The organism is Brachyspira sp. G79 (assembly GCF_002379365.1).
Taxonomy (GTDB): domain Bacteria; phylum Spirochaetota; class Brachyspiria; order Brachyspirales; family Brachyspiraceae; genus Brachyspira.
The window spans coordinates 122,270-128,549 of sequence record NZ_JQIU01000009.1 but is presented as its reverse complement, the minus strand read 5'-3'; the positions used below and the strand labels follow the sequence as shown (position 1 = coordinate 128,549).

Below are 6,280 nucleotides of genomic sequence, written 5' to 3'. Positions count from 1 at the left end.
TATTCAAATAATAATATAAATAATATAAAACTAAATATTAATGTTATGTGCTGATTTAAAAAATCAGTAATTGCCAATACAATATATACATTACATAAAATTAAAGATGCGATAAATGAAGTGATCATAAGTCCAAAACGTCTATAAAACCAAAATAAAAATAAACATATTATTATTAAATTAAATATTAAATTAATAATCCTAGATATAAAATAATTTTCACCAGATAATTTATAAAATAAAGTATAAAATATATAATATGCCCCGCCAGGTACTCTTGGGATATTATCTGAATTATTAACTATTTCACTTGGTACAAATCTAGCACCTGTAGTAGGTAATTTTCCGCTTTCATACCATTTCTTCATATCATAAAAATGCTGTGCTTGATCTGTTCTTAAAAATCTTCTAGGCATAATATAGCAATCTATGAATGCATTAGTAATTAAAGCTGATATTAATAAAACGATTGGAATTATGACATATTTGTTATCACTCATAAATAAACTCTAAATAAAATTATACTAAATGACATGCACAATAATGCCCGCTTTCTATTTCTCTAAACTCTGGCACTTTCTCAGCACAAACAGCCTCCGCTTTAGGACATCTTGTTCTAAACTTACAGCCTGAAGGAGGATTAATTGGAGAAGGTATTTCCCCAGAAAGTATTATACGTTTTTTTGTCTTTGCTATAGAAGGTTCTGATATAGGTATTGCAGAAATTAAAGACTGAGTATAAGGGTGTAAAGATTTCGTATATAATGATTCACTGTCTGTAAGCTCCACAATATTGCCTAAATACATAACACCTATTCTCTTTGATATCTGACGAACTACTGCCAAATCATGTGCTATAAAAAGATAAGTAAGCCCCATATCCTGCTGCATATCATAAAGCATATTTATAATCTGTGCCTGTATTGATACATCCAATGCTGATACTGGCTCATCACATACTATAAACTCTGGATTAACCGCCAAAGCTCTAGCTATACCTATACGCTGTCTTTGTCCGCCTGAAAACTCATGAGGATATCTCTGTGCCTGCTCAGCATTAAGACCTACTAATTTAAGAAGTTTTATTATTTTTTCTCTTCTTTCGTCTTTAGTAGAATAAAGTTTATGTACATCAAGAGCCTCCCCTATTATATCTTCAACAGTCATACGAGGATTTAAAGAAGCATAAGGGTCTTGGAAAATTATCTGCATCTTTTTGGCATACTGTCTGTAATTAGTATTATTAACCTCTTCGCCGTCAAAAAATATCTTTCCGCTTGTAGGTTTATATAGATGAAGTAAAGTTCTTCCCAAAGTAGTTTTACCGCTTCCAGACTCTCCAACAAGCCCGAAGGTTTCTCCTTTATTTATAGTAAAAGATACTCCGTCAACGGCCTTTACTGTTTGTATGCTTCTTCCGAAAAATCCGCCTTTTATCTTAAAATGTTGTTTCAAATCTTGTATTTCTATTAAAGGTTTCATAAAAACTCTCTTTATTTACTATATTAATTAAAAATTATTTAGGCATTTGATGAAGCCAGCAGGCTGAAAAATGTCCTTTCTCAAACTCTGTTATAGGAGGCTTATTATCAATACATAGTTTCATACATTCTTCACATCTTGTACTGAATGGACAGCCTGCTTTCATATTTAAAAGGTCAATAGGCGTTCCTTCTATAGGAATAAGCCTATCCTGCTTTATATCAATACGAGGAAGAGATTTCAAAAGCCCCAATGTGTAAGGGTGTTTAGGACGCTCAAATATATCAAAAACAGTTCCCCTCTCTACTATACCGCCTCCGTACATTACTATAATATCATCTGCCATATCAGCCACAATACCAAAGTCATGCGTAATAAGTATAACAGCCATTTGTATTTTTTTCTGTATATCCTTTATAAGCTCTAATATCTGTGCCTGTATAGTAACATCAAGTGCAGTTGTAGGCTCATCAGCTATAAGTATTTTAGGACTTCCTGCTAAAGCCATAGCTATCATTATACGCTGACGCATACCGCCTGAAAGCTCATGAGGATACTGCTTCATTCTTCTTCTAGGCTCATTAATACCAACCAATGTAAGAAGTTCAACTATTCTCTCTATCGCATCGGTTTTGCTTATTTTCTGATGTGTAGTTAATGCTTCCATTAATTGATTACCTATAGTATATACTGGATTAAGACAAGTCATAGGGTCTTGAAATATCATAGATATTGAGTCGCCTCTGATTTTTTTCTTTTCATGCTCTGAAAGTTTTATTAAATCCGTACCTTCAAAAAGTATCTCCCCATTCATAATTCTACCGGGTTCATCAATAAGTCCCATAATAGAATAAGCTGAAACACTCTTACCGCTTCCAGACTCTCCTACTATTCCCAAAACTTTAGATTTATCCAAATTATAAGAAATATTATTAACAGCCTTAACCTCTCCAAGAGGTGTAAAGAAAGATACGCTTAAATTTTTAATTTCTAGTAAATGATTATTCGCCATTGTATACCGCCTTTATAAACTTCCTCATCTGTTTTTCATTCTAGGGTCTAATGCATCTCTTAGTCCATCACCTACCAAATTAAAGCAAAGTATAATAATACTTATCAAAGCAGCAGGAAAAAGAAGCTGATAAGGATAAGAATAAACACCGCTAACAGCATTAGAAGTAAGAGAGCCTAAAGAAACCATAGGAGCACTAACTCCCAAACCTAAGAAACTTAAAAAAGCTTCAACAAATATAGCATTAGGTATTTGAACCATAGCAGATACTATTATAGCTCCCATAGCATTAGGTATTAAATGCTTAAAAATTATTCTGCTATGAGGAGTGCCCAAAGCTCTGGCTGCTGTTACAAACTCCTGACCCTTTAATGCCAAAATCTGACCTCTTGTCATTCTTGCCATATTAGTCCAATAAAGCAGAGATATAACTATAAATATACTAAAAAGGCCTGGTCCTAAAAGCCCTATTCCTCTTAATGATTCATTTTGTAAAAATAATTTATCCATAGGAGCTTTAAGTACCACTGATAATAATACAACTACCAAAAGTGTAGGAACAGCACTTATTATATCTACTATACGCATCATAATGCTGTCAGTAATACCGCCAAAATAACCTGATATAGAACCATAAACTATACCTATTATTACAACCAAAGTAGCAGATACTATACCTATTAAAAGCGAAATTCTAGCACCTATCATACATCTTACAAGCAAATCTCTTCCCAAAGTATCCGTACCAAATGGGTGCTCAAAAGTAGGAAGGCTGTTTTCTACTCCTCTGTTTATCTGGGCATATCCGTACTCTGAAACTATAGGTATAATAATAGAAAGAACCGCTATAATGCCAATAACTATAATAGATACTAAAGCAACTCTATTTTTCTTAAATCTTCTGTACGCGTCCTGCCAATATGTTACACTCTCTCTTTTTACCTCAGCTGAAGCCTTTTCTTCATTGGTGGCTTTAACAAATAATGATTTATCCAAACTTTCTTCCATTGTACTCCCCTTAATATTTTAATCCTGTATTTTTATTCTAGGGTCTATAATTCCATATGATAGGTCTACCAAGAAATTCATAGCTATTAAAAAAGCTCCATAGAATATTGTAACGCCTAATATTGTAGGATAATCTCTTTGAGTTATACTTTCAACAAAATATCTTCCAAGTCCAGGTATATTAAATATTTTCTCCACTACAAATGAACCAGTTAAAATTGCTGCAGCTAGAGGTCCTATATAAGTTACTATTGGTATAATAGCGTTTCTTAAAGCATGCTTAAATATTATTATGCTTCTTGATATACCTTTAGCCCTTGCTGTTTTTATATAGTCCTGATGTATAACATCAAGCATAGAACTTCTCATAAGTCTAGCCATAAAACTAAGAGAGCTAAAAGACAAAGCAAATCCAGGCATTATATACTGAGCAAAAGAATCAAATCCGTATGCTGGAAGAAGTTTCAGCTTTACAGAAAATACAATAATAGAAACTGTAGCAACTACAAAACTAGGCACTGCTATACCCAAGGTAGCTGCAACCATTACAGCTCTGTCTACAAATTTACCATGCCTCAATGCTGCAACTATTCCAAACAATACTCCTATAGTAGTTGAAATAAACATACTGAATATTCCAAGCCTAAATGACACTGGAAAAGCTCTTATAATAGTTCCAGAAACAGACTGTCCTATTTTTGTAAGTGAAGTACCTAAATCACCTCTTAAAGCATTTTTAAGATAATTTCCATACTGTACTATTTTAGGTTTATCTAGTCCGTATTTCTTATTTAAGTTTTCAAGAGCAACCTTGCTTAGAGGCTTTTCTCCTACAAAAGGACCGCCCGGCACTGTGTGCATCAAAAAGAATGTTATAGTTACTATAACAAAAAGAGTTAAAAGTGATACTAATAATCTTCTAACAACATAAGAAAACATAAAAATACCTTCTTAATTGGGATAATGAAAATAATTAAATTATTATTGACAGTATATTATCTATTAAAATTAAAGTTTTGTCAAACTTTAAACAAAGTCAATTTAAACATAAATTTATATAATAGTATTTTTTTAATCCCCCACCCTATATACTTTTTTGTATATTCTTAAAAATTTAATTTTTTATTAGTTTATTGTCTAATCTAAAAAAAGTACACCCACCCAAGCGTTTATTAAATTTAGAATCTTATTTAACGCACGTTTAAGCAAATTTTTTTTATATTATAAAAATTAGAATTACAAATCAATCTATATTTAATAATTTCGTTTAACGTGCGTTGTGAGTATTATAAATTTAAATAAAGTTAGGGCGGGCGTTATTAGAAACAGTTAAAGCTAAAAGGCTAAATAAGATAAAATAACAGATTGAATCTATAAAGATAAAGGGCGGGGTTAGATAAAGTTTATTAATAAAAAACTTTTTACCGCTTATAGTTTTCATAATACTACATTAATAATTTTTGAGATATTCTTCAATCTCATATAAAAAACAAACTAATGCAGCTTACTTAACATTTAATTATTAAATGAGTGAGTATCATCCTGAGTAAAACATCACTTTATAATATCAATAAAGTCATTACATTTTAATAAAAAAATAATATATTATAGCTTCATTTCAAACCATATTCTTCTTTAAGATATTTTATATTTTCCTTAGCATATTCATTATTAGGATCTAATTTTAAAGCCTTTTTATAATCTTTTAATGCCTCTTCATAATAACCCAAATTTTCCTTAGAATAGCCCCTATTATTATAGGCATCTGCATAATCGGGTTTTAATTTTATAGCCTTATCAAAATCTTCTATTGCTTCTTCATAAAGCTCTAAACTATCTTTAGCATCTCCCCTATTATTATAGGCTGCTGCATAATTAGGATTTAATTTTATAGCCTTGTCAAAATCTTTAATAGCCTCTTCATAAAGCTCTAAATTATATTTTGAATTACCTCTGTTTTTGTAAATAACCGCATCATCATCTGCTATTTTTATAGCTTTGTTAAAATCTTTTATTGCTTCTTTAAAAAGTCCTAACTCATTTTCTAATACTCCTTTATTATTATAAGCATCAAATAAATTAGGATCTATTGATAAAGCTTTATCAAAATCTTTTATTGCTTCTTTTAAGAGTCCTAAATCGCTTTTAAGAAGTCCTCTGTTATAATAAGCAGCTGTATAATCAGCTCTTAACTCTATAGCCTTATCATATTCTTCTATAGCTTCTTTTAAAAGTCCAAGTTTAGTTTTAGCAATACCTTTATTATAATAAGCATCTGCAATATTAGGGTTTAACTTTATAGCTTCATCATAATATTTTATAGCTTCTGCATATTCCCCATTAGCACTTTTATAAATACCTTTAGAATTATAATCATGATAATCAGTAAGATTGTTTAAATGATCAATATCAACTTCTTTCTTATTGTCAACTATATTTGTAAAACTGACTATAAAATGTTGTTTATCTGACATTATTTTATTTAATTCTTCATTAAAAACTTTTGCTCTGTCATTAAAATCATCAAAATCAGAATAGTTTTCTGCATCAATATTATTTAAAAAATCATTAAATTCATCTACACATTTATTTAATTCTTTTTGAAAATTGTCTAATTTGTTTTTAGATTCTTTTACATGTTGGCTAAATAAAAAATTAGTCATTGTTGCCATTTTTAACTCCTATAACTATTTATTAATATATAAGTTATAATTTTGTATATCTATACAATTATATCATACTATATACTGAAAATTTTTAACTTTGTCAATCTTTTGT

The 6,280-nt window shown here is 30.2% G+C and carries 5 protein-coding genes and 1 pseudogene; all 6 read right to left on the bottom strand.

The genetic code is table 11. From position 1 onward, the window contains the following. A pseudogene (locus KQ44_RS14520) lies at positions 1-500 on the bottom strand (hypothetical protein); the annotation flags it as partial. 19 nt (positions 501-519) lie between these two features. After that, complete coding sequence (locus tag KQ44_RS13540; protein ID WP_096737894.1) at positions 520-1,482, bottom strand: ABC transporter ATP-binding protein; 963 nt, start codon at positions 1,480-1,482, stop codon at positions 520-522. A gap of 34 nt (positions 1,483-1,516) precedes the next feature. Next, positions 1,517-2,494 carry an ABC transporter ATP-binding protein gene (locus KQ44_RS13535; RefSeq protein WP_096737893.1) on the bottom strand — a complete coding sequence of 326 codons (978 nt, stop codon included), beginning with the start codon at positions 2,492-2,494 and terminating at the stop codon, positions 1,517-1,519. 24 nt (positions 2,495-2,518) lie between these two features. Next, positions 2,519-3,502 carry an ABC transporter permease gene (locus KQ44_RS13530; protein WP_096737892.1) on the bottom strand — a complete coding sequence of 328 codons (984 nt, stop codon included), beginning with the start codon at positions 3,500-3,502 and terminating at the stop codon, positions 2,519-2,521. An 18-nt stretch (positions 3,503-3,520) separates the two neighbouring features. After that, on the bottom strand, positions 3,521-4,441 hold the full coding sequence (locus KQ44_RS13525) for an ABC transporter permease (RefSeq protein WP_020003463.1): 921 nt from the start codon (positions 4,439-4,441) through the stop codon (positions 3,521-3,523). A gap of 674 nt (positions 4,442-5,115) precedes the next feature. Further along, positions 5,116-6,174: a tetratricopeptide repeat protein gene (locus KQ44_RS13520; protein WP_096737891.1), complete on the bottom strand. Its 1,059-nt coding sequence runs from the start codon at positions 6,172-6,174 to the stop codon at positions 5,116-5,118. Positions 6,175-6,280 lie beyond the last annotated feature (106 nt).